Consider the following 525-nt stretch of genomic DNA (forward strand, 5'->3'; position numbering starts at 1 on the left):
TGATACATTGAATGCTAAGGCATGTGCCTTTGCTGTCGATTCTGTATTTGAAGAGCTTGGTGTTGCACTGCCTGTCATGATTTCCGGTACGATTACCGACGCTCCGGGGCGCACGTTATCAGGGCAAACCACGGAAGCATTTTACAACTCTCTACGTCATGTAAGGCCGTTATCTTTCGGTCTTAACTGTGCATTGGGGCCAGATGAACTGCGCCCATACGTGGAAGAGCTTTCTCGTATTTCTGAATCATTTGTTTCCGCACACCCTAACGCAGGTTTGCCGAATGCTTTTGGAGAATATGACCTTTCTCCAGAAGATATGGCAGAGCATGTAAAAGAGTGGGCTAGCAGCGGCTTTTTAAATCTGATTGGTGGCTGTTGTGGTACAACGCCGGAGCATATTCGCCAAATGGCGCAGGCCGTTGAAGGTGTTACACCTCGCGCTTTGCCAGATTTGCCTGTTGCTTGTCGTCTCTCCGGATTAGAGCCATTAACGATTGAGAAAGAGACTTTATTCATCAATGT

At 47.6% G+C, this 525-nt stretch carries 1 protein-coding gene; it reads left to right on the plus strand.

The features are described 5' to 3' along the window. Positions 1 to 525 (plus strand): homocysteine S-methyltransferase family protein (locus R7Q09_RS28205; RefSeq protein WP_318144216.1); only part of this gene is annotated, 525 nt, incomplete at both ends.

This window comes from Vibrio sp. 2130-1, from assembly GCF_033339515.1.